The organism is Streptococcus sp. SI1, assembly GCF_030439945.1.
GTDB classification, from domain to species: Bacteria; Bacillota; Bacilli; order Lactobacillales; family Streptococcaceae; genus Streptococcus; species Streptococcus intermedius.
Genome location: NZ_JAQFJE010000001.1, coordinates 269410 through 293931 on the forward strand (window position 1 = coordinate 269410; position 24522 = coordinate 293931).

The window sequence follows — 24522 nt, forward strand, 5'->3', positions numbered from 1 at the left end:
GATTTGATGAATTCTCAAAAAAATTTCTACTTGTTACAATGTAGAAAAAATCTATACAAAAATTCCAAAGATTATATACTTTTCATTTTACGAATTTTAAATATAATATATCCCTTGGAATTAGGGTGACGAATAAAAAACATTATGGCACAAAGTAATTAATAATATATTTTCAACGTTTTGTTTGCATTTAACATGTAATTTCCCTTTGAAAATTGGATTCAGAGGAGGGTTAGGTACTAAGTGGATTACTATTGCGAAATTATAGATTAAGGTGACAAAACTTAACACAAAGATTCTTCCTTTTATGAGGATGTTATCAAATATAGACAATGTCTATATAAGTTTTAAAAAATATTACTATATTTTCAAAAGCTGCCTTGGCAAAGTTTATTGGTGGATATTATAAGGCTTTGAATAGTTGCAAGATTAAATAATTGGTATCTATATTCCTGATAGAAAAGAATTGTATTTAATTCAAGGACATAATGGTAGAGATTTAACTGAAAAAAGAGTTTGTAAAAAGGACACTCAACAATACCCACAATTAGAAATTGTGTTTGTCAAAGTAGACAAAGGTTCATAGCATTTTTTCAAGATATTAGAATTGTTATAAGAAATCTAATTTGTGCAATCGCCAAATCTAATTAAGGCTTTTAATTAGATAAAAAGTATAATTTGTAGAGGATAGGTAGGAGAAGTGAAAAGTTTCAGCAAAAAAGAAAGCGCTTTCTAATTATACTGACTTATCTTAAGGAATGAAATTTGTACTAATTTGGTATGATTTTTAATTATATGAAAGGAATGAATTTGTTTATGGAGTTCGTTTGTAGTCCGTACTATATGCAGAGAGTCCCAGGATTGCCTCTTTACTATGCATGGCATGCCTTGAATAATGCTGAAAGTATTGATGATGTAGATATACTTATAGACTCTTTGAAACCAAAATCTAGAGAACTGTTTTGTTTAGCTGTTAGAATAGCAACAGGAAATGGGAGTATTTTTAACAGTAAATCTCATAAATCAAGGGAAAGTCTGTTGAAGTACTTATTGAGAATGTCCGCTAGACCAACTCCTTTCGGACTTTTTGCACAAGTAGCCTTTTCAGAATTTTGTGATGTTTCGACAAATTTGGAGGAAAATACAAATACCTTTAATGTAAAGCTTTGTGTTGAATGTAGTAATTTATGGTTGAACCAATTGATAAATCAAACGGAAAAAACTAACTTACGAAGAATTAAATATGTTCGCAATAATAATTGCTATGTTTCAGGAGATAGATATTACAATACGTCTTATACAAATCGGGCTAATCTATCTAAAAATGATACCCCATTTATGACAATAGATATACGAAACACGTCTGCGGTATTACTGATGATAGAATTAACAGAAACTTTTGTATCATTCTCAGAATTGTATAATAGTTTCGTAAGTGTTTATCCTAATTTGAGTAAGGATTCTTTTGACCAATTTCTAATATCATTATTGGAAGGTGAATTCTTATATTCGAATTTGAGAGTTCCAGCATATCAGATTGATGCTCTTGATTACTTAGTTCAAGCTACTAGTGAAAATAATATGATTAAGTTATCTAAGAGCTTAGAAGTACTTCAAGGGATTATGTCTGATTTTTCTGATAATCCTAGTATTGAGAAACTAGAATACATGCTGAACTTTATGTCTGATATTCATGAGTCTGATGATTATATTGTTGTTACATCAGGGCTAGTTTATCCTATTAAATCATTGACTAGTGAGGTCAAAGACAAACTAGAAAAATTCGCCTCTGCATTATCAGTAATTTATGTAGATAAGATGGATTTTTGTAGATTAGAAAAGTTTAAAGAACAATTTTATGATTATTTTGAGGCAAATACCTTGGTTCCTTTAGACAGTGTTATAAATGAGCATATATTTAACGGTTTGAGATTTTTAGAGGATACAATTGAGAAGCTGTCTATTAGAGAAAAACACATACAAAGTGTTATTAATCAACAAGTTATCATGACTCTAAAAGAAGGAAGGGATTTTCTGGAATTAAGTTTGAATGATTTTTCTAAGGATATAGTCTTTCCAGAGACATCTAATGATTTTTTAAGTTCATTTGATTTGAATTTTATAGTTTCTGATAGTTCTGGTCATATTTATATCGGACCTAATTATGGAGCATTAAAACAAGGAAATTCATTTCAACGATTTTATAGGTTATGGCCAAATACATTAAAAAATGAAGTTAAAGCTTTTTATAATCAGGAATCGTTGAATTATACAGAAGATATTCTTGTAGACTGTTTTGAACTTCAAAAATATGGTAAAGCTAATAATATTTTAAATAAAAAATGTAATTACAATCATTGTATTTCGTTTGGTACAACATTAGAAAGTGAAAAAGTAAAAGAATTGACAATAAATGATTTATATTTAACGCTTGATAAGCATAGAAATTTATCAATTGTTGAAAGAAAAACATTGAAGCGAGTACGAATAGTCAATGATAATATGCTTACTTCACTTTCCAATAGTAAAGTTGTACAACTGTTAAAAGAGATTACATATGAGTATGATAGAAAAAAAGTTGTAGAAAGATTAAATATTTTTAACAATCTTGATTTTTTATATACTCCAAGAATCATATTTGAGAATGTAACGGTAGCTCTAGAGACTTGGCGTTTAGATTCTTCTTGTATTTCAGAGACAACATTTGAAGAATTTCAGTCAGATTTGTTAAAATTTAGAGATAAATATATTGCTAAAAATATTGTGTATCTATCTAATAATGATAACAGATTGTTAATAAACTTAGACAAGTTAATTTTCAGAGAAATTTTATTTAAAGAATATAAAAAAGAGGGTAAACTTATCCTTCAGACTCCTGAAGATGCTGTCTTATTAGAGAACGAAGATTTTAAGTATTTGACTGAATACATTGTTTCGTTACGACAGAAATCAAATAAGTCAATTAATCTAGAAAAAAATCATTTTGAAATGTTTTATCAATATGATGAAGGATCTATAGTTCATTTTGGTGAAGAGGGATGGGTATCTATCAACATATATGGCTTAGGAAAAAGAGTGTGTGAGTTTTTTAAAGAGTTTAAAAAAGTGCTATGTTCGCTTGGAGAGTCAAAGGTAATTAAGTGGTTCTATGTGAACTATTATGACCATATTGGACAACACTTGCGATTGAGAATTCAATTTAGTAAATTATATGATTACGAAATTTATAATAGTTTTTTCACTTTCTTAAATAGATGTTGTAAGAAAAAAACAATTTCAAATTGGCACTTAGTTCCGTATAATCGTGAATTCTCAAGATACGGTGGAGCAGCATTGCTTGAAATATGTGAAAATATTTTTTATTTTGATAGTACAGAAACGGTTTTCCACGATAAATATTATTTAACTGAGATGGCAACTTTTTCAAAACTTGCTCAATACGGAGTTCATTTATTTAACACGTTAGAAGATTTTTCAGCAGCATTAGATAATTTCTTTAAGGATGATTATAATTATAGAAAGCATTATAGAAAAGAATCAAAAAAATATATGTCTTTACTTGAAGAGGCAATTGGAAAATCTAGAATTATTAAAAGTGATTTTGTTTGTTCCCTAGAAGAATTACGGGTAAAACTACAAACTGAGGCCATTTCAAGAGAATATAGAGAATCCATAGTATTTTCTATTATGCACATGCACTGTAATAGAGCTCTTAATAATTTAAATACAGAAAAGAAATTGCATCATTACTTAAAGTTTGCATTATGGGAGATAATGAATCGTAATAAATTAAAGTTGAAGATAAAAGAGAAATAAATTAGTTTATATGCGTATTAGGTCACTATCTAATAGAATATTAGGAGGATAATAAAATGTCAAATCATGATGATTTTCAATTAGATACAAACAAAGTTAATTTTGATAATGATCAAGAAGTAAGAGGTCCGCTTTCTTGGCTAGGCGGAACAGTATTAACTTCAATAGTTACAGGCTGCACAGGAGATTGTTTAACAAGGCACTGTGCCGATAATGTTACAAAAAATACAGGCTGTACAGTTACGCATCCTAGATGTAAAAGGTAGCTAAAATATATAAAAAGTGGGTTTTAATATGAAGTGATTTAGGTAGTGGCTTAGTACGTATTTGGATATTTATAAGGTATATGTATAATTTCTTCTTTGAAATAACAGAGGGAGAGTGCGATGAAAAAAACTTGTGTTATTAGCGGTGGAAAAGAATATCAATCGAATTCTATTAATATAGCTAGGAAGATTGTAAATTATTTTGATGATTGGATAGTAAAGTGGATAAATTTGAATGAAGCGAATATTTCAATTGTAACAAACGGAGAGAAAATCTTTGATGTTGACCCATTAAAATCTAAAGATAAATCTGTTGCAAAAATTGCCTTTTTTTTAAAAGAAGCTGACATAATAATCTGGATAACACCCGTATATATGAAAAATGTATCAGGTGTATTTAAGGTCTTTTTAGATAGAATTGCTGTATACTCACATACAATGGAATTAGCAGGAAAATTAGGAGGGATTTTAGTTTTATCTGCTGGTAGTGAAACATTGTCCATTGAACAATATTTACAAGAAATTCAAATCAGTATGGGGATTAAAACAATTTTTTCTATAGGTTTAACTACAGGTGATATTTCACAGGATGAAATACAGGTGCAATTAGATAAGATTAATAAAGGTATTAAAGAGGGATTTTTTTTAACCAATGGAGAATTAGAGAGATATTTTTCAAATTTACAAAACATTTGGCTGAGTAAAGACACCTCTCGTTTCAGAAACTATGAAAAAGAATTTTACATTAACAACGAAATAGAGAAATTCAATTCATTCCAAGAGTATGCTGTATATAATAATTCAAGGAGTCTGAAAAATGAATTTAGAAAAGAAAATTAGAGAAGAAATGTATGAATATATGAAAGAGGTTGTCTCAAAATTAAATGTTAAAATTTTAAACAAAACAGTATCTCCTAGAGATTTTTCAGTTGTTTTAATGTTATATCCAATCATCCATGAATATTTTAATGTTGGTATGGAGTGGGAAGAATTTGTATATGAGATATGTTTATATTTCAAACACGAAATTGAAAATAATAGGATAAGTGATATTTCGGCATTTTCAGGTTTAGGAGAGATTGCTTTTGGAATTAAATGTTATTCAAATTATACTGGTAAATTAGTTACTTTCTCAAATCAAGTTGACGAGTTATTGTATATTAAGCTAGAAAAACATTCTGAATTTCTATTCAATAACTCCATAGTGAGTATGTCGGAGTACGATATCATAGGAGGTATATCAGGGATTGCTTTATACTTATCTAAATACTATGATAAACAATTTCCAAATACAGTTAAATATCTATGTTCTTTATTTGAAGTTGATAAGGATGGCGATATAAATATAAGAGTTTTGTGTGAACAACAATTTTTAGAGAAAGAAAAAATCGATTTTCCTGAGGGGCATATGAATTTTGGTCTATCTCATGGTATTTTGGGACCACTTTTGGCATTAAGCCAGATTTATAAAAATATTGACGAAATAAACTTGAGATGTAGTATTATAAAAATAATAAAGTTTGGTTTAGCAATTTATGAAAAATACTCCTATATAAAAAATGAGGTTATAAAATGGCCTTCTCAGCTAGATTATCGGAAATTTTCCAAAGGAATTACTATAAGAGAAAAGGATGTTTATAATTATCCAAGTTGGTGTTACGGATATGTAAGCATTTCAAATTCAATCAACAGAATTTGTAACACTACTCATGTTGAATTTAATGGCCATTTAACTATTGATATGAATAAGCAAATGAATGAATTAAGACAAATTATAGAGGAAAAAGATATATCTTTATGTCATGGAATTGCTGGTGAAATATTATTTTTGTCTTTAGTAGGTGATAATGAGATTATAGATACTAAGATTGAATTAATGTTAAGGATTATTAGAAATAATTCAAATGAGAAATTTTATTATAGAAAAAAGTATAGTTTAATATCCAATTCAGAAGATTTTTCAGTTTTTAAAGGACATCCAGAAAATTTAAATATTTTGGAAGGAACGGGGGGGATTTTTTTACTTTTTTCTAAACTTTTGTATAGCAACTCTGAAATTGAAGAACTATTATTTTTGAGGTAGATATATGGAGAGACTGTATGAGAAGTTATTTTTCAGTTGTGCAAAGTTCATTTAATTTAATAAATGGCTTTGAAAAAAAATATCTTTGGACATTTGTAATATTAACAGTTACAATCAATCTACTTTCTCTTTCTAGACTATTTATTTTACAATTCTTATTCAATAGAATCCAAATGAAAGCAGGAGTGGTAACAGAGTACTTGGTACTGATTTCCGTATATGTATTATCTGAAGTTATTGAGAAAATATGTGATGCTTGGTTTGCATATTATGGGACAAAAATACGCCTGAATTTTAAAGTATATGTTGACAAATTGATTCTTAATCACGGAGAGACTCTCTCTTTAAGCAGTTTTGAAAAGAGTGAGACTTTTGATATAATTCAAAGAACACAAAATCTAAATTCTGATGATATTTTGGATTTTTGTCAAGAACATATCAAAATGATTTCAACAATTATTAATATTGTTTCTTATCTTTATGTAATTATACGAGTATCTTATGGGTTGCTCCCTCTTGTTCTTATAATACCTATTATTCAATTTGTGGTAAATAATATAATCAATGAGAAACAGTATTCAATCCTTAGAAAACGGACAGACAAGACTAGAGAATCTTGGTATTATAAATTTTTATTACTATCTGGTACATATTTTAAAGAGATAAAGTTATTTAATTATTATAAAAAATTAAAGGAAAAACACATTAATTTGGAACATTATTTTAAAAGGCAAGATTTAAAGATTGCCAAAGAAAGCGCTACGAAAAATGGCTTATTATCAATTTTAAATTCAATTATTTTAGGAGCTGTTTTTGTTTTTACAATACTTAAAGGTTTTGAAGGAGATGTTTTATTAGGAGATGTTATCATTTTTATTAGATCCGTGAATTCTTTGCAACTACAAATTACAACTATTCTTAGTACGGGAACTGAGATATTGAAGAAGAGATTATATTTTGAACAGTTTTTAGAATTTTTTAAAATTGAAGTCTTCAGTTGGCAATCTGAGTTTAATGAGCATATCTCAAGTATAGAAGAGATAGAGGTTAAAAACTTATCATTTAAATATCCTAAAACTGAAAGAAATATCATAAAGAATGTAAGTTTAAAATTAAAAAGTGGAAATCTATATGCATTAGTTGGTCCTAATGGTAGCGGAAAAACAACATTTATAAAACTTTTACTAGGTTTATATAAGGACTACGAAGGGAAGATTATTATTAATGGAAGTGATTTATTGAAAGTAGATAAGTCAAGTTTTTTAGAATGTAGTTCTGTACTGTTTCAAGATTTTCTTAAAGTAGAGGGAACTTTAGAAGAAAATATAAAATTAAACAGTCAAAATGAGACTTCACTAAATACGTACTTATCAGAATTTAATTTGAATGAATTTTCTTATGGTAATGAACAATTTCAATTAGGGTATTGGTTTGATAGCGGTCAGCAACTTTCTGCTGGAGAATGGCAACGTGTTGCATTAGCAAGAGTTTTTTATAGAGATGCTACATTTAGAATTTTGGATGAGCCTAATTCTAATCTTGATGCGTTGTCAAATGAGAGAATGCTTGATTCTTTGAGAAATAGAATTCCAGATACTATAAATATTATTATACTTCATAATACTGAATTGTTTAAGAAATATATAGATTATTATTTAAAATTTTCAAAAGATGGAAGTATAGAGGTAATCAAAAATGAAGAAAAATTATGAGAAACTGATAGTAATTTTTTCACTAGGTATTCTATCTAGTCTTTGGATTATAGTATTGAAATTAGAGATTCTTCCAAAAGCTTATGAGAGAATATTAATCTTAATATTTACATTGATATTGATTTTGTTATGCTACAAAATTTCAATCAGGCACAAAGTTGTAAATCCTATTTGCAGGAAGCAACTAGAGTTCAAGAGCGCTCTTTATTCTATTGCCATAGCAGTTGTTTTACGATGTTTCGTAAGAGTGTTTGTTCCAATACTTGGTCCTTTTGCAAATGATGATTTAGTTGATTTACTTTATGCTAAATTGGGAGAGCCTCTTCTTCTATTATTTTTTATAATCTTTATGCCAATACTTGAGGAGTTATGTTTTAGAGGAATAATTATGAATTACTGTTATTCAATGAGTCGAAAGGGACTGATAATTACGTGTTTACTTTTTGGTGCTGCACATGCAACTAGTGAAAGCAATCCAGACTCATTTATCAAAGCATTATTATTTTATAGTGCAATGGGACTTGGGATGAGTTTACCTTATTATAGAGAAAAAAAAATCGAATATTCTATGTTAACACATATTCTTAATAATGCACTTGCTACATTGATGTTATAAAATGTAATTAATGAAAATAATAAGATGTTAAAATTGAATTGAAATCTGGTAAAATTCTATGATGTGATTTGCACTCCAAAAGTTGGATAGGAAATCTAACTTTTGATTTCTGATCAATTATAGCAGATGAATTATAACTAAGCGCAAGAGAACCTAGCATCTTTCAGTATTCAAGAAGGTAGTAAATATTTGTGATTTCAAATGATTGAAAAATATCTTTTTTATCGTCATTCCTATTGTTATGATGCTAGATATTTTTTTGCTCTAAGTGATGTATATGATTGTATCTGGTATAATGAATGATAATAATCGTCAAAATAGTAGTGACTGTCCAGATAGCGTATTGGTGAATAAAGCGTGTGAGAAATCCAGTAAAAACAGCACCGCCGATGAAACTAGCGACAATCATAGAGTAATTAGCCGCTTGCCTTCTAATAATATGTCTACGATCTTTAAAACGAATATATTCATACCAAGCAGTGACCATTTTCCGATAATTTCCTGAGGTCATCATAATCATGTAGGGGTGAGACTCGACTTTTGAGCCTGTATAAGTTAACATGACCATTCCTGTAGAGGTTGCAAATAATATCACCCAGATAAAATAATGAGAGTGAAAGAACGGAAAGAGGAAAGTGATGAGAGTTAACGGTAAGATTCCCCAAGTACGCCAATGTGAACTTTGAGCCTGTTCTTTAAGTAGAATACCAAGGATAAAACCAAAAGTAAAGAAGACAAGTGAAAGAATGCGATAAGCCGTCTTTACGGTTGGACCATCCCAGTCGGCTACAATTAAAAGAATATTCCCTGTTTGAGTTGCGATTAGCGTACTAAATTGCATATGCGAGAAAACATCAAGGCAGCCACCTACAGCACCAAGTAAGAGAGCCATTATTCTCGTATCCTGAGGCATAAGGACAGGCTGTTTTGTTGTATCCATAATTTTTTATCCTCCTAAAATTATTTTACTCTTTTAAAATGTTAATTTCAAACGTGGAAGGAGTTGAGAATGTAATAGTTTTTCTTGACATAATTTGATAAGTATAGTAAGATTGGTTCATGCGATGAGTCGATAGGTGACGTAAGTCACATATTGAGCATGGGAGGTCATATACGCAGGAGCGGACCTTGATGAGTTGTGTGAACCTGCTCATCACACGAAAGTGCCTTTAGTCCCCACTTTTGGTGGGGATTTTTGTTTGTAGTAGATGACTTCTATTGAGGCACAAAGAGAATGAGGCCAGTACTCTCTTTTGATATGGTAACGCAATGATAATTCTCATTTTGCGATTCTGGAAAATTCGGAAATTAAGAGCTTGTCGTTTAATATCCTTGATGAGTTTATTGATAATCGTCAACTTGACATTTGAATAGATTCAAGGACGTTAGTGATGTAACTTTTGTAGGCCAAAAAGCTCTATAACTTTTGTATGGGATCTACCCACTACAGAAATTATAGAGCTAGGAAAAGACTGGCAAATGAATGAGTTGCAAATCGATTATATATATTTACTTTATTCCAGTCGCCCTTCTTTGCGATAGACTTCGTCTGGTCGCCAATTCCAATTGGATTCGAAGTGGTGCAGAAGTTCAAAGCTAGCTGCAGGCCCCATAGTACCTGATTTGTAATGATGAAGAGGAACTTCATTGTTTGCCCACAAGGCTTCAATGCGATCAATCAATTCCCAGCTAGAACGCACTTCATCCCAATGGCTGAAGTTCGTTGAGTCATTGTTTAACACATCGTATATGAGCTTCTCGTAAGGCTCTGGTGATGCACCAGAGGCGGTCGCATCTGTACGATAATCAAGTGTTAGCGGAGCTAAGCTAAACTGTTCACCTACTTCTTTGCCGTTCATGCTAAGAGAAAAACCTTCAGTTGGCTGAATGTAGATGGTCAACACATTTGGTTGGAGCGAGGAGTCAAAAATGGATTCCACTTGCTTAAAAACAATGTTGACATGAGTTCCTTTAGCAGTAAGACGCTTTCCAGTACGAAAGAAAAATGGAACACCACGGAAACGCTCACTATCTACAAAAAATGCACCAGAAGCAAAAGTTTCTGTAGTAGATTCTGGATTAACATTTGGTTCGCTGCGATAGGAAATATATTTTTTTCCATCAACTTTGCCAGAAGTATATTGACCGCGAATAAAGAGCTTTTTCAGATCATTATCAGTAGGCTTATGTAAGTTCTTGAAAACCTTAATCTTCTCAGCTCGAATGTCATCTTTGGTGAATGCTTTTGGTTTGTCCATAGCAAGTAAGGACAGGAGCTGGAGTGTGTGATTTTGTACCATATCACGTAGAGCGCCTGAATGATCGTAATAGCCACCGCGCTCCTCCACGCCTAACTTTTCTGCAAAGGTAATCTGGATATTGTCAATATAATCGCGATTCCAGATATTTTCGAAAAGAAGGTTGGCAAAGCGAATGGCAAAAATACTTTGAATCATTTCTTTTCCGAGGTAATGGTCAATACGGAAAATCTGGTCTTCGTCAAATGTTGCCAGCAAATCATCATTCAACCTGCTAGCAGAGGCAAGATCTGTACCGAAGGGTTTTTCTACAATTAAGCGTTCAAATCCTTTTCCATCAACAATTTGTTCAGATTTGAGGTGCTTGGCAATCGTTCCAAAAAACTGAGGCGCCATAGATAAAAAGAACAATTTATTGTGTTCTGCGTGATAGTGGTCATTGAGACGATTTTGTAGTTTTCTTAATTCAATATAATGCTCGGTATCTTGCACATCGTGACTTTGGTAGTAGAAATGGCTAGCAAATTCTTGCGCTTGCTCAGGGCTATCTGCTAGGTCTGTTATCGACTCTACTACAACAGATTCAAAATATTCCTTACTCCAAGGTCTGCGAGCCGTACCGATAACAGCAAAATGCTTAGACAGATTGCCAGATTTATACAATCTAAAAAGAGAAGGATAGAGTTTTCTTTTTGCTAAATCTCCACTAGCACCAAAAATTGTAATAATCAATTTTGAAGACATTTTGAATACCCATTTTCTAATATTTTATTTATTTTACCACAAATTGATTAAAATTTCTGATTTTTGATAGCTCGAAATAAAGAGTAAAAAAGATAAAAAATAAGGATAACAAGGACAGATAGAAGAAGAAAAACAAGGTGCACACCTGTTGTGGTATCAGGAGCCTGATTGATGATGACAGCAGCGGTAGCTGTTCCTAAAGCACCAGCAAATGTTTGCGCCATTTGAAAAAGTGCTGTAGCATCAGGTGATTTTTCGCGACTAATTTGTGAAACAGATAATGCCATTGTGTTGTTGAACGCCATATTGCGCCCGATCGTGAAGAAAATATAGAGTAGAATGATGAATGGCAATGTTAGGGCTTTTGTAAAGGATGCAAAAACGAAGATAGCTAAGAAAAAGAGAATATTGCCACCGTATAAGGAAAGTTTGGGTCCTTTGTTATCATATAATTTGCCTAAGAAAGGTGCTGAGAAAGCTCCTAACATTGTTCCAGGAAGTAACGCAAAACCAGATGCAGAAGTTGCCTGGTGTTTTACTAAAACCAAGAAATTAGGAATTAGAAAATTTGCTGATAAATTGGAAAATTGATAGAGGAAAAACGGGATGAGTCCGAGTAAAATAGCTGGATTTTTTAAAATACGAAGATCTAAAAAAGGATGTTCCACTGTTAAACTTCTCCAAATGAAAAGTAGAAGTGATAATAAAAAGATGATGACGAAGCTCCAATTAAAACTACCTTCTTCTAAGCTAGAAATGGCCATAATAGAAAAAGTAAGCGAGAGGGCAAGGAGTAAGAAAGAAATCCATTCAAAAGGGCGTTTCTTTCTATTGGGAGTATTTTCTAAAAAGAAAAATCCTAAAATGAAGGAGATGATCGGAATCGGCATGATGAATGTGTAAATCATATGCCAATCAAACAAACTAATCATAAAGCCGCCATAAGTGGGACCAATCGCAGGAGCTAGGCTTATAACGAGTCCAGACAGTCCCATGTAAAACCCGATTTGATTGCGCGGAATACGTTCTACGATAAGATTAAACATAAGTGGCGTGGCAATTCCAGTTGCTGAACCTTGCAAAATGCGGCCTAGCATGAGTAGGGCGAAATTTGGCGCAAGCATCGCTACACCGTTTCCTACTGTAAAAATAGCTAGGCTGGTAAAGAGAATTCTACGTTCAGACCAGTTGTGCGCTAGTGTGGCTCCTAGTGTAATTGTAATGGAGACAGCGAGCAGGTAACCTGTCGTAATCCACTGCAATGTTCCAAGATCTGTATGAAACACTTTCATAAGATGCGGGAAAGTGACATTCATACTAGTTTCCGAAAGAATTCCAGCAAAAGTAATTAGAGCAGTGGCAAAAATCGATAGCAACGTTTTTCTTGAGATGACTTGGTTGTGATGTGACATAATAACTCCTAAAAATAAAAATCTTTCTTACTTTATCATAATTGCTCAGAAAAGAGCATAATAGGAGACCTAGAGAAATAGTTCTCAGGTCTTCTTTTGTTTATTCAATATGGATTAAAAGACACGATAGACATAAGGATTGCTAGGTTTCTCAACTTTTTTGAAACTATCTACTTCAAGTATTGGCAAGCTTTGTCCTAGTTGTTTATGGTAACGAATCGTAATTTTCCCACTTGCTCTTATCCAGGTATTGTTTTCAAAATGTTCAGTATTTCCAGTTGTAAGAAGTCCATAAACCCCCGAATCGGCGATACAGTGAATAATACCAAAGCGGAACAAAAATTGACTTTTAGCATCACTTGGATCATTATAAACAAAACCGGTAAATTCTAGTCGTTTTCCAGCAAATTCATCTGGATAATCATAAAGAACTTCCATGACCTCCATGTAATTTTCATTCGTAACAGAGATGGTATCTTTTTTCAGATATTTTTTGGCGGCTGCTCGCATTTCTTTCTCATAAGCACTTTTAGTGAAATAAGTGCTGGTATCAGGTTTTAGGTACTGATTGGTAGTGCCTTCATCAGCTTGAATGTTTTTTGAACTGCCGTCAGCTAATGGGAAATGGTAACCTTTAGCAGAAACGGTCGTAGAGTCTAAACTGACTGTTGGAAAGAAGAGAGCAACCAGCAACGGTACGATGAGAAAAGCAATACTAGCAAATTTTGCCGAACGACTCGTCAGATGGCTGTGTACTTTCATTTTTTTCATCCAAACAATGAGCTGAACAATGGCTAACATAAAAGAAAGCACCATTGAAATATATGCCAAATAAGAGAAATGCATATTGATGTATTGGTTGAGTTTGCCAGAAAGTTGCAAATACATGGTAATTTCAAAATAACCAGCTAAAATTAAAAAACGAATCATAGCGCTACCCCCACAAGCCAAGAATAAAGAACAACGACTAAACTAACAATTCCAATAAATTGCCAGATGAATCGTCCTTTGAGATAATTTTTCATCATGAGAATATTTTTTACATCTAACATTGGTCCAATGACGAGGAAAGCTAAAACTGGTGCTAACCCAAAACTAGAAATGAGTGAGCTTCCGATAAAGGCATCAGCTTCGCTACAAAGTGAGAGAAGAAATGCAAGCACCATCAATAATAGAATAGCCATAAGTGGTGTTGCACTAATGGAAGTCAGAATGCGTGTAGGAACATAGACTTGAACGATGCTGGCAAAGAGACAGCCAAAAACTAAATAGCGACCAGTATCGAAAAATTCGTCAATAGATTGCACAAATACTTGGAATACTTTCTGGCTTTGACTTAAATGAGAAAAATCATGTTCATGCGGAATGATTCGATTTTCTTTTTGAATATTTGCAGTATTGAGAAAGCCAAAGAAGATTCCTAGAACAATTGCTACAACAACAGATCCAAAAGCTCTGAGTAACGCCATTTTAAAGGAATTTCCAAAAGCAGAGTAAGTTGCAAAGAGAACGATAGGATTGATAACTGGCGCCGTCACCATAAAAGGTACGGCTGTATAACTTGGCACTTTCTTTTCCAAAAAGCGATTGATAATGGGGACAATTCCACATTCGCAGGAAGGGAAAATAAATCCTATAAAAGTACCAAAGAAAATCCGCCCCCATTTATTTTTAGGTAGATAGCGATAAACTTTGTCTGGTGTGATATAAACCTCTATAAAACCTGAAATAATGCTCCCAATCAGCACAAAAGGCAGTGCTTCAATAATAATGGAGAGGAAAATCGCACCAGCTTGCAGTACACTAGGCGGCAGTTGATGAAAAAAATTCATGATTTTTTAGCCTTTTGTTCTTTTTTAATCTTTTTTTCTTTTTCATCAGGAAATTCTATTTTTTCGATTTTAGGTAACGTTGCAAATTCTTCAAACATTTTATCTAAATCATCTGAACGCGTAAATTTAATAGCCATAGCAGCCTCCTTTTTCTTTTTTACTATTATACTATCATTTTGAAGATTATGGTGAAATAAAGTTGTGTGAATTATTTTCCCCTATGTAATAAAGTTTGGAATATGGTATAATATTCTTTATGGAAACAAATATTATTGAAATCGCACAAAGTTTAAATGTTAGTCAAAAACAAGTTGAAAAAGTTCTTGAATTGACAGCTGAAGGCAACACAATTCCCTTTATCGCTCGTTATCGGAAAGAAATGACGGGGAATTTGGATGAGGTAGAGATCAAGGCAATTCTTGATTTGGATAAAAGCCTGACAAATCTCAAAGAACGTAAAGAAACAGTGTTAGCTAAGATCGAGGAGCAAGGAAAGCTGACGGATAAATTACGTGCAGCTATTGAAGCAGCTGAAAAGTTGACTGATGTGGAAGAACTTTATCTTCCTTACAAAGAAAAACGTCGGACAAAGGCTACGATTGCGCGTGCAGCAGGACTTTTTCCCTTGGCACGGCTTATATTGCAAAATGTTAGCAATCTACAAGAAGAAGCCATTGATTTAACTAGTGAAGCATTTCCAACGGCAGAGGCGGCTCTATCTGGGGCTGTAGATATTTTGGTGGAAGCCATTTCAGAAGATGTCCAACTGCGTGCATGGACCTATCATGAAATACTGAAAAATTCAAGCATTGTTTCAACTTTGAAAGATGCAAATTTGGACGAAAAGCAAGTATTTCAAATTTATTATGATTTTTCTGAAAAAATTGCGGATATGCAAGGTTATCGGACTTTAGCTTTAAATCGGGGTGAAAAGCTAGGTGTACTTAAAGTTGGTTTTGAACATAATGTAGAAAAAATCATCCGCTTTTTTGAATTGCGGTTTAAGATTAAAAATAACTACATTCATGAAGCAATCCAACAAGCAGTGAAAAAGAAAATCATTCCAGCTATGGAACGTCGAATTCGAACAGAATTAACTGAAACAGCGGAAGATGGTGCTATTCAGCTATTTTCAGACAATCTTCGTCATCTGCTCTTGATTGCGCCACTCAAAGGGCGCGTAGTACTCGGTTTTGACCCAGCTTTCCGGACAGGAGCTAAGCTAGCAGTCGTAGATGCAACTGGAAAAATGCTGACAACTCAGGTTATCTATCCTGTTCCGCCAGCAAAAGCAGCACAAATTGAAGCTTCTAAGCAAGAACTGTCAGACTTGATTGAACAATTTGGCGTTGAAATTATCGCTATTGGAAATGGAACAGCTAGTCGAGAAAGTGAAGCGTTTGTTGCTGAAGTGCTGAAAACTCATCCCAATGTCAGCTATGTCATTGTAAATGAAAGCGGTGCATCTGTTTATTCAGCTAGCGAATTGGCGCGGCACGAGTTCCCAGATTTGACCGTTGAAAAACGTTCGGCTATCTCGATTGCTCGGCGTTTGCAGGATCCGCTTGCAGAGTTGGTTAAAATTGATCCGAAATCAATCGGTGTTGGGCAATACCAGCATGATGTTAGTCAGAAGAAATTATCTGAAAGCTTGGACTTTGTTGTAGATACCGTTGTCAATCAGGTTGGCGTTAATATCAATACTGCAAGTCCCTCTCTTCTCTCTCATGTAGCAGGATTGAATAAAACGATTTCTGAAAATATTGTCAAATATCGTGAAGAAGAAGGTATGATTCATTCGCGTGAAGATATTAAAAAAGTGCCTCGCTTGGGTGCTAAAGCATTTGAACAGGCAGCAGGTTTCTTACGGATTCCCGAAAGTGACAATATTTTAGACAATACAGGTGTTCACCCAGAGAGTTATCCAGCTGTTGAGAAATTATTCCAAATGCTAGCAATTAAAGACTTGAATCAAGATGGTCAGGAAAAATTACAGTCATTGGATGTAGCCAAGGTAGTTAACGACTTGGGAATAGGGGAAGCAACACTTAAAGACATCATTGCAGACTTACTCAAGCCAGGTCGAGATTTACGTGATTCGTTTGATGCACCAGTTCTTCGTCAAGATGTTCTAGATATAAAGGACTTACAAATTGGGCAAAAATTAGAAGGTGTTGTTCGCAATGTTGTTGATTTTGGAGCTTTTGTGGATATTGGTATTCATGAAGATGGCTTGATTCATATTTCTAAGCTCAGCAACAACTATGTCAAACATCCGAGTCAAGTTGTCTCTGTCGGTGACTTGGTGACAGTCTGGGTAGATAAATTGGATATAGAAAGAGAAAAGGTCAATCTTTCCTTGGTGTCGCCACATGAATCTAACTAACTATGTTAGACAAGTTTCTTCAGAAGATTTTGGCAAGGAATTTCGTCATGAGGCTGTTTGGAACAAGCGTCTCCTCTCAACGGGCGGACGCTTTTTTCCAAAAGATGGTCATCTTGATTTTAACTTCAAAATCTATGAACGGTTTGGTTTAGAGACTTTCCGAAAAATTGTTCGACATGAGCTGTGTCATTATCATCTTTACTTTGAAAAGAAGGGCTATCGCCATAGGGATCAGGATTTTAAAAACTTGTTGAAAAAGGTTGATGGGCTTCGTTATGCACCGGGTTTTGATTATCGTTCTACGGTCTTGATTTATCAATGTCAACAATGTCATATGTTCTATTTCAGAAAAAAACAAATCAATCCAAAACGGTATTGCTGTGGAAAGTGTTAAGGCAAGCTGAAATTTATCAGAAAGCAGTAGTTGTAAACATTGATAATAAGAAATCCGCCTAAGGACGGATGGCATGATGGTTAAAATATGCTACACTAATTCTAGTATCAATGAAAGAGGCTGAATGATTATGAAAACACAATTCTATAAATTACGCCGAAATAGCGCTATATCAGGAGTCTTAGCTGGTTTGTCTGACAAATTTGGTTTGGATGTTGGTCTCGTTCGCTTTTTATTCGTTTTATTTACTATCTTTAACTTTGGCTTAGGGATTATCATCTATATCATCTTAGCAGCTGTGATGCCTTACAAGGAAGATGTGGAAGAAGAAATGTATGGAACAGGACCTCGTAAGCGCAAAGAAGCAGAAGCTATCAAAGAAGAAGATGGTTGGTTTTGGTGATTATAATAGAATAAGAGTTTGTTTATAGATGCAAAAAGGAGTTCATGCAATGGACTCTCTTATTTTTGAAGGAGAAGAGATGGAGTATTGGGATGCTTACGATGAGTATCGGGAAAAAGTTGGATATAAATTGCTCAGAGGAGAAGAGATTCCAGAAGGGAAGTACCATCTTTGTGTCAATGTCTTTGTTCGTCATATAGATGGGGAATTTCTCCTGATGCACCGCAGTCCTAAAAAAGAGATTCATCCTAACTATTATGAGTTTGGTGCAGGAGGAAGTGTGCTGGCTGGTGAAGATAGCATGACCGCAGCCTATCGTGAATTGCGGGAAGAAACTGGTCTAATTCCTATAGAACTACAACTGATTGACCAAGTGACGTCATCTAACGATCGCTGTCATTTTGATTTTTATGAGGCCATCGTGGCAGAGAAAACGGTGAGGTATCAAGAGAGTGAAACGGATGGTCACATCTGGTTGAAGTCTAGTGAGCTTCGATATTTTATGGAGCGATATCCTGTATTTCAAAATCAAAAACAAATTGTAGAACAAATGATTCAGTCAGAGGACTGATGGGTACTACAGATGTTTGAATCCATTTTCTTTGCAAAATCAAAGATGAAACTCTCTTTTAGTCTGAAAATTTGCTATAATAGATAAAGAAATTATCAAAGGGGAAAAATATGGCTGTAAGGATCAAAGATCTATTAAATAAAGTCAGATTAAATGTGGTTTATGGTGATGAGAAAATGTTGGAAAAAGAGATTACAACATCTGATATTTCTCGTCCTGGACTTGAAATGACAGGCTATTTTGACTATTACACACCAGAACGTATCCAGCTAATGGGAATGAAGGAATGGTCTTACTTGATGAAGATGACCTCTCACAATCGCTATCAGGTTTTACGGAAAATGTTTGAACGAGACACTGTTATGATTGTGGCGCGTGATCTGAAAGTACCTGATGAGATGTTGAAGGCTGCGAAGGAAAACAAAATTGTTGTTCTCAGCAGTCATACACCGACAAGTCGTTTGTCAGGTGAAATTTCTAGCTATCTAGATTCACGTTTGGCTGAACGAACCAGTATTCATGGCGTTCTAATGGATATTTATGGAATGGGTGTTTTGATTCAAGGAGATAGTGGAATCGGGAAAAGTGAAACTGGCTTGGAATTGGTCAAACGCGGTCATCGTCTGGTGGCTGATGATCGAGTAGACATCTATGCCAAAGATGAAATGACTCTCTGGGGTGAGCCAGCTGAAATTTTGCGCCATTTACTTGAGATTCGTGGCGTTGGGATTATTGATGTTATGAGCCTTTACGGGGCAAGTGCTGTAAAAGATTCATCCCAGGTTCAGTTGGCTGTTTATCTGGAAAATTATGATGTCAATAAAACATTTGATCGTTTGGGGAACAATGGTGAGGAGTTTGAAGTATCAGGTGTAGTGATTCCAAGAATCCGGATTCCTGTGAAAACCGGTCGAAATATTTCAGTAGTAATTGAAGCGGCAGCTATGAATTACCGCGCAAAAGAAATGGGCTTTGATGCAACGAAGACTTTTGAGGAACGCTTAACCAATCTTATTAGTAAAAATGAGGTGGCTCATGATTAATCCAATTGCATTTAAGATAGGGCCTTTTAGTATTCGTTGGTATGCGATTTGTATTGTGACAGGCTTGATTTTAGCTGTCTATCTAGCTATGAAAGAAGCACCAAGGAAAAAGATTATTCCAGATGACATTCTTGATTTTATTCTTGTTGCATTTCCTCTGTCGATTGTTGGGGCTCGCATTTACTATGTCATTTTTGACTGGAACTATTATGCTAAAAATCCTGCTGAGATTTTTGCTATTTGGCACGGGGGAATTGCTATTTATGGTGGTTTAATTACTGGAGCGATTGTCTTATATTTCTTCTCCCAACGAAAATTCATTAACACACTAGACTTTTTAGATATTGCTGTTCCAGGTGTAATGATTGCTCAAAGTCTAGGGCGTTGGGGCAATTTCTTCAACCAAGAGGCTTACGGAGCGATTGTTAAACGTTTGGATTACTTGCCAAGTTTTATTCGCAACCAAATGTATATTGATGGACATTATCGGCAACCAACTTTCCTTTATGAGTCGGTTTGGAATTTGTTAGGATTTGCTTTAGTGATGGTTGCGAGAAGAAAGAAAAACTTCCTCAAACGTGGAGAAATGACTGGATTTTATCTTATTTGGTATGGAATAGGTCGCATGGTGATTGAAGGCATGCGAACAGATAGTCTCATGTTTGTGGGCTTGCGTGTGTCACAATGGTTGTCAGCTGTTCTAGTGGTCGCAGGAATTATTCTTATCATTTACCAAAGAAAAAAAGTAGATACCCCTTATTATTAAAAAGTTAGGAGAAAAAAATGCTTGAAATTGCTTATAGTTTAGTGGCCCTTGCTTTGATTACTTTGATTGTTTACACGATTTTCTTAGTCAGGAAAATCTCAACTGTCGTTGATGAAACAGAAAAAACAATTCAGGTATTGACAACGGATGTGAATGTGACACTCTATCAGACAAATGAATTGTTAACCAAAGTGAATGTTTTAGCAGATGATATTAACGGGAAAATGACAACAATTGATCCACTTTTCACTGCAGTTGCAGATTTGTCAGAGTCAGTTTCAGATTTAAATGATTCTGCTCGGCATTTGAGTAAAAAAGCCGCTACAGCAGGTAAAAATGGAGTGAAAGCTGGTGCAACTTTATCGGCTTTGCGTATGATTACTAAATTATTTAAAAAATAAGAAAGAAGGATTATTATGGGTAAATTTTCATCTATCCTTTTAGGAACAATCTCTGGTGCGGCTGCAGCAGTATTTCTCACCAGTAAAAAAGGAAAAGAAGTGACGGCTAAGGTTTCAGATTTCATGAATGAAGTTAAAGAAAATCCAGACGATTTTAAAGATCAGGTAGTGCAAAAAGCAAATCATTTCTCTAATCAGGCTGTAGAAGCAGTCAATCAAGCTAAAGAAAAGGTCGAGAGTGGAGAAATTACAGGTGAAACAGTTCTTGACTCTGTTAAAGAAGCAACGAAACAAGTAGTTGATTTTTCACAGGAAAAATTTAAGGAATGGAAAGAAAAAATGCAGACGGAGGAGATTTCCCCAGAAGATTTAAAAAAGTCTGCTCCAGAATCAACAGAAAAAGAGACGACTTCTGAGGACATTGTTATTGATTTGACAAAAAAACAAGAATCAGAAAATGAAGATAAAAAAATTGAGGATTAACACCTCAATTTTTTATTTGTTTAACTGATCCAATTGCATCACAACAAAAATAGCACCTCTGAGAAAGTGGGTGCTTTATATCAAAACTATTTATTTATTTATTTTGCGACGAATAAACGCTTGTTGCCCTTTGACGCAAATCAAGCTAAGAGAAATTGCTAATGTAAAAGCAAAGAATGTATTTAATTTAACGGATAAGAATAAAAAACTAAACAAAACTGTCAAGATACAAAATGTAGCAATATTGACAAAAAATAGCAATTCTTTCAGATTTGGATTTGTTTTTGCTTCAGGGATATAATCTTGATAAAGAGGATAGCGTTCTTCTTCTAATTCTAAATAAGTGTAGTCTTCTTGATAAGACTGATATTTTCTTGCGGTCATGTTCTCTCTCCTTACAGTACTCTCTTATTTTACCATGATTTTAATTAGATAAATATTACATAAAGGTTACAAAAAGAATAAAAATGCTTTTCAAATTAAAAAATAGAAGTAAAATAGAAAATATGATATAATTTCACTATGGAAAAAATTATCATTACAGCAACCGCTGAGAGTGTGGAGCAAGTAAAAGAGCTTTTAAAAGCAGGTGTAGATCGCATATATGTTGGAGAAAAAGAGTATGGTCTTCGTCTACCCCATACTTTTTCTTATGATGAATTGCGCCAGATTGCAACTATTGTGCATGAAGCAGGCAAGGAGTTGACAGTTGCTGTCAACTCCTTGATGCATCAGGAAATGATGAATCAAATCAAGCCTTTTCTTGAGTTTTTAGTGGAGATTCAAGCAGATTATATAACGGTGGGAGATGCTGGTGTTTTTTATATATTAAAACGTGATGGCTATCCATTTAAGACGATTTATGATGCCTCGACCATGGTTGCTAGCAGTCGTCAAGTGAATTTTTGGGGGCAAAAGGCAGGTGCTTCAGAAGCAGTTTTAGCACGCGAAATTCCATCGGCAGAATTATTTAAAATGCAAGAGATTTTAGAAATCCCTGTTGAAATTTTAGTCTATGGTGCGAGCGTCATTCATCATTCTAAACGACCACTGTTGCAGAATTATTATAATTTCACTCATATTAATGATGAAAAGAACCGTGAGCGTGATTTATTCCTTGCAGAGCCAAGCGATCCAGAAAGTCATTATTCTATTTTTGAGGATAATCATGGCACCCATATTTTTGCAAATAATGATTTGGATATGATGACCAAGTTGAGTGAATTGGTAGAACATGGTTTCACACATTGGAAACTAGAAGGAATTTATACGCCAGGACATAATTTTGTTGAAATTGCCAAACTTTTTGTGCAAGCGCGTGAATTGATTGAGCTCAATCAATTCACATCAGACCAAGCGTTCCTTTTGGATGAACAGGTTCATCAGTTACATCCAAAGAATCGTTTCTTAGATACTGGTTTTTATGACTATGATCCGGATCAGGTAAAATAAAGAATATAGGTGGCCACAATTGTGACTGCTTATTTATTTTTTAAATCTGATTCCTTTAGCTTGCTTTCAAGTCTTTTTTGCTATAAAATAAAAAGGCTAAGCAATAGAATTTAGAAAGAGCGAGATATGACAAAAACTTTAAAAAGACCAGAAGTTTTGGCACCTGCTGGAACGTTGGAAAAATTAAAAGTGGCCATTCGCTATGGAGCGGATGCTGTGTATATTGGTGGACAAGCCTATGGCTTGCGTAGTCGTGCTGGGAATTTTACGTTTGAAGAAATGGAAGAAGGCGTCCAATTTGCTCGCAAACATGGTGCTAAAGTCTATGTTGCTGCAAATATGGTGACCCACGAAGGCAATGAAGAGGGGGCTGGGGAATGGTTCCGTACTCTACGTAATATTGGGATTTCAGCTGTTATCGTGTCAGATCCAGCCTTGATTGCCATCGCTTGCACAGAAGCACCAGGTTTGGAAGTACACTTATCAACACAAGCTAGTGCAACAAACTATGAAACGCTAGAATTTTGGAAAGATTTAGGTTTAACGCGTGTGGTTTTGGCACGTGAAGTTTCCATGGAAGAATTAGCAGAAATCCGCAAGCATACTGATGTTGAGATTGAAGCTTTTGTTCATGGAGCTATGTGCATTTCTTACTCAGGACGCTGTACCTTATCCAACCACATGAGTATGCGCGATGCCAACCGTGGAGGCTGCTCACAATCTTGTCGTTGGAAATATGATTTGTACGATATGCCATTTGGGCAAGAGCGCAAAAGCTTAAAAGGGGAAATTCCAGAAGAATTCTCCATGTCAGCTGTTGATATGTCCATGATTGATCACATTCCAGATATGATCGAAAATGGAGTGGATAGCTTGAAAATTGAAGGGCGTATGAAGTCTATTCACTATGTATCCACTGTTTCAAATTGTTATAAAGCTGCAGTTGATGCTTATCTTGAAAGTCCAGAAAAGTTTGAAGCGATCAAGCAAGATTTAGTAGATGAAATGTGGAAAGTAGCGCAGCGTGAGTTGGCGACAGGATTTTATTATCACACACCGACTGAAAATGAGCAACTTTTTGGAGCACGACGAAAAATTCCACAATATAAATTTGTAGCAGAAGTGGTGGCTTATGACTCTGCCACACAAACAGCGACTATTCGACAACGAAATGTCATCAATGAAGGTGATCTAGTCGAATTTTATGGTCCTGGTTTCCGGCATTTTGATGGGGTAATTACAGATTTACATGATTCAGATGGGAATAAAATTGACCGTGCTCCAAATCCGATGGAATTGTTGACCATTTCCTTGCCGCACCCGGTTTATCCAGGTGATATGGTACGTAGTCGTAAAGAAGGACTGATAAATCTTTACAAAGAAGATGGAACAAGCGTCACAGTAAGAGCATAAAATCTACATTGAAAAGGGGGGATTATTAATTTTGCCTCTTTTTATTTGTAAAAAAATATTTTAAAAATTCAAATGTAAACGCTTGCTTTTCCGGAAAAGAAAGTGTATAATATAGTTGAAGAAAGATAAGAAAGGGATGATTCCAATGGGGATTGGAATATTCATGTTTTAAATCGTTTATGATGTATTAGTTTCTATTTGCTAATTGTTTTTCTTAATTGGAGGTATTTGATAATATTTCTGAAGATGGCATGTAGTGGTTTGTAGAACTGCATCGCGTATCGAGAACGCAGTGAAAGAATAAATAAGAATATTATTTGATGTAGTCGATAAAAGCTTTTTAATGATTTTCACGCTTTGGTAAAAAACCACTATTGTTTTAGATGAATAAACTTGTTTTTGATATATTGTGGACAAGAAAATCATTCTTTAATAAAATAACGATGGAATCATCATAAGAATCTCTTTTCA

General features: G+C 34.1%; 23 protein-coding genes and 1 pseudogene. 16 read left to right on the top strand and 8 right to left on the bottom strand.

Going from position 1 to position 24522, the window contains the following annotated elements; genetic code table 11:
* Positions 1-861: 861 nt before the first annotated feature.
* The 6 genes from PCY10_RS01380 to PCY10_RS01405 all read left to right on the top strand — a co-directional run bounded on the left by PCY10_RS01380 (position 862) and on the right by PCY10_RS01405 (position 8493).
* The gene (locus PCY10_RS01380) at positions 862-3816 is read left to right on the top strand and encodes a thiopeptide-type bacteriocin biosynthesis protein (protein ID WP_158459861.1); all 2955 of its coding nucleotides are present in this window, start codon (positions 862-864) and stop codon (positions 3814-3816) included.
* Positions 3817-3872: 56 nt separating this feature from the next.
* Positions 3873-4082, top strand: a complete 210-nt coding sequence (locus PCY10_RS01385) for a hypothetical protein (protein ID WP_037582862.1) — start codon at positions 3873-3875, stop codon at positions 4080-4082.
* Between the two features lie 120 nt (positions 4083-4202).
* Complete coding sequence (locus PCY10_RS01390) at positions 4203-4922, top strand: flavodoxin family protein (RefSeq protein ID WP_021002592.1); 720 nt, start codon at positions 4203-4205, stop codon at positions 4920-4922.
* Positions 4900-6165 carry a lanthionine synthetase LanC family protein gene (locus PCY10_RS01395; protein WP_021002593.1) on the top strand — a complete coding sequence of 422 codons (1266 nt, stop codon included), beginning with the start codon at positions 4900-4902 and terminating at the stop codon, positions 6163-6165. The genes PCY10_RS01390 and PCY10_RS01395 overlap by 23 nt, the downstream gene beginning before the upstream one ends.
* Positions 6166-6182: 17 nt before the next feature.
* Complete coding sequence (locus PCY10_RS01400) at positions 6183-7877, top strand: ATP-binding cassette domain-containing protein (protein ID WP_021002594.1); 1695 nt, start codon at positions 6183-6185, stop codon at positions 7875-7877.
* Positions 7861-8493: a CPBP family intramembrane glutamic endopeptidase gene (locus PCY10_RS01405; RefSeq protein ID WP_009568857.1), complete on the top strand. Its 633-nt coding sequence runs from the start codon at positions 7861-7863 to the stop codon at positions 8491-8493. Before PCY10_RS01400 ends, PCY10_RS01405 begins: the two co-directional genes overlap by 17 nt.
* A 247-nt stretch (positions 8494-8740) precedes the next feature.
* On the opposite strand, the gene PCY10_RS01410 is transcribed toward PCY10_RS01405, so the two are convergent.
* The 7 genes and pseudogenes from PCY10_RS01410 to PCY10_RS01440 form a co-directional block, all read right to left on the bottom strand.
* Positions 8741-9433: a YoaK family protein gene (locus PCY10_RS01410; protein WP_009568856.1), complete on the bottom strand. Its 693-nt coding sequence runs from the start codon at positions 9431-9433 to the stop codon at positions 8741-8743.
* Between the two features lie 229 nt (positions 9434-9662).
* Positions 9663-9910, bottom strand: a pseudogene (locus PCY10_RS01415) (hypothetical protein); the annotation flags it as partial.
* 97 nt (positions 9911-10007) lie between these two features.
* The gene (zwf, locus tag PCY10_RS01420; protein ID WP_247954012.1) at positions 10008-11495 is read right to left on the bottom strand and encodes a glucose-6-phosphate dehydrogenase; all 1488 of its coding nucleotides are present in this window, start codon (positions 11493-11495) and stop codon (positions 10008-10010) included.
* 47 nt (positions 11496-11542) lie between these two features.
* Positions 11543-12907 (bottom strand): MFS transporter, encoded by a 1365-nt coding sequence (locus PCY10_RS01425; protein WP_301558758.1) that lies wholly within the window; start codon positions 12905-12907, stop codon positions 11543-11545.
* Positions 12908-13021: 114 nt separating this feature from the next.
* Positions 13022-13837 (bottom strand): TIGR03943 family protein, encoded by an 816-nt coding sequence (locus PCY10_RS01430; protein WP_003076581.1) that lies wholly within the window; start codon positions 13835-13837, stop codon positions 13022-13024.
* On the bottom strand, positions 13834-14739 hold the full coding sequence (locus tag PCY10_RS01435; RefSeq protein WP_009568853.1) for a permease: 906 nt from the start codon (positions 14737-14739) through the stop codon (positions 13834-13836). Before PCY10_RS01435 ends, PCY10_RS01430 begins: the two co-directional genes overlap by 4 nt.
* Positions 14736-14876: an SPJ_0845 family protein gene (locus PCY10_RS01440; protein ID WP_003072333.1), complete on the bottom strand. Its 141-nt coding sequence runs from the start codon at positions 14874-14876 to the stop codon at positions 14736-14738. Before PCY10_RS01440 ends, PCY10_RS01435 begins: the two co-directional genes overlap by 4 nt.
* A 119-nt stretch (positions 14877-14995) precedes the next feature.
* On the opposite strand from PCY10_RS01440, the gene PCY10_RS01445 reads away from it, so the two are divergent.
* From PCY10_RS01445 to PCY10_RS01480, 8 genes are all read left to right on the top strand, one after another.
* Positions 14996-17125, top strand: coding sequence for a Tex family protein (locus PCY10_RS01445; RefSeq protein ID WP_301558759.1), 2130 nt, complete (start codon positions 14996-14998; stop codon positions 17123-17125).
* Complete coding sequence (locus tag PCY10_RS01450; RefSeq protein ID WP_301558760.1) at positions 17112-17519, top strand: SprT family protein; 408 nt, start codon at positions 17112-17114, stop codon at positions 17517-17519. The genes PCY10_RS01445 and PCY10_RS01450 overlap by 14 nt, the downstream gene beginning before the upstream one ends.
* Positions 17520-17649: 130 nt before the next feature.
* Positions 17650-17922, top strand: coding sequence for a PspC domain-containing protein (locus tag PCY10_RS01455; protein ID WP_003072339.1), 273 nt, complete (start codon positions 17650-17652; stop codon positions 17920-17922).
* A 49-nt stretch (positions 17923-17971) separates the two neighbouring features.
* Positions 17972-18493 carry an NUDIX domain-containing protein gene (locus PCY10_RS01460; RefSeq protein ID WP_020998490.1) on the top strand — a complete coding sequence of 174 codons (522 nt, stop codon included), beginning with the start codon at positions 17972-17974 and terminating at the stop codon, positions 18491-18493.
* A 110-nt stretch (positions 18494-18603) separates the two neighbouring features.
* Positions 18604-19536 (top strand): HPr(Ser) kinase/phosphatase, encoded by a 933-nt coding sequence (gene hprK / locus PCY10_RS01465; protein ID WP_301558761.1) that lies wholly within the window; start codon positions 18604-18606, stop codon positions 19534-19536.
* A complete protein-coding gene (gene lgt / locus PCY10_RS01470; protein WP_082312318.1) occupies positions 19529-20302 on the top strand; it encodes a prolipoprotein diacylglyceryl transferase in 774 nt (257 codons plus the stop codon). The genes hprK and lgt overlap by 8 nt, the downstream gene beginning before the upstream one ends.
* A gap of 17 nt (positions 20303-20319) precedes the next feature.
* Positions 20320-20703 carry a DUF948 domain-containing protein gene (locus tag PCY10_RS01475; protein ID WP_003072347.1) on the top strand — a complete coding sequence of 128 codons (384 nt, stop codon included), beginning with the start codon at positions 20320-20322 and terminating at the stop codon, positions 20701-20703.
* A 15-nt stretch (positions 20704-20718) separates the two neighbouring features.
* Positions 20719-21186, top strand: a complete 468-nt coding sequence (locus PCY10_RS01480; RefSeq protein WP_020998493.1) for a YtxH domain-containing protein — start codon at positions 20719-20721, stop codon at positions 21184-21186.
* A 90-nt stretch (positions 21187-21276) separates the two neighbouring features.
* On the opposite strand, the gene PCY10_RS01485 is transcribed toward PCY10_RS01480, so the two are convergent.
* Positions 21277-21570: a DUF3270 family protein gene (locus PCY10_RS01485; RefSeq protein WP_003072351.1), complete on the bottom strand. Its 294-nt coding sequence runs from the start codon at positions 21568-21570 to the stop codon at positions 21277-21279.
* A gap of 138 nt (positions 21571-21708) precedes the next feature.
* Here PCY10_RS01485 and PCY10_RS01490 point away from each other — a divergent pair, with 138 nt between their 5' ends.
* A complete protein-coding gene (locus PCY10_RS01490; RefSeq protein WP_021002602.1) occupies positions 21709-22638 on the top strand; it encodes a peptidase U32 family protein in 930 nt (309 codons plus the stop codon).
* A gap of 126 nt (positions 22639-22764) precedes the next feature.
* Positions 22765-24051: a U32 family peptidase gene (locus PCY10_RS01495; RefSeq protein ID WP_021002603.1), complete on the top strand. Its 1287-nt coding sequence runs from the start codon at positions 22765-22767 to the stop codon at positions 24049-24051.
* Positions 24052-24522 lie beyond the last annotated feature (471 nt).